Here is a 241-nt window from a genome sequence, read left to right on the forward strand (position 1 = left end):
CGCGATCAGGTCGTAGTTGCCGTCCAGGCTCACCCCGCCCAGCACCGCGCCCGTGCCCGGATTGACCGCCACCACGCGATCCGGGTTGGGATAGCCGTTGAACAGCAGCAGGCTGCCCGCAGGTACCGCCGTCGTGCCCAGCGTCATGTCGGCGCCCACGAACTGCAGCCCCGTGTAGTTGAAGCTGTAGGGCGTGCCGAAGTCGTTGGTCAGCGTGATCGTCTGCAGCACTTCGCCGGTC

At 67.2% G+C, this 241-nt stretch carries 1 protein-coding gene; it reads right to left on the reverse strand.

Annotated elements, in window-relative coordinates; all coding sequences use genetic code 11:
* Positions 1-241: hypothetical protein (locus tag LZ009_RS24185; RefSeq protein ID WP_275700561.1), on the reverse strand; the 241-nt coding region annotated here is incomplete at both ends.

Source organism: Ramlibacter paludis (genome assembly GCF_022012305.1).
Taxonomy (GTDB): domain Bacteria; phylum Pseudomonadota; class Gammaproteobacteria; order Burkholderiales; family Burkholderiaceae_C; genus Ramlibacter; species Ramlibacter paludis.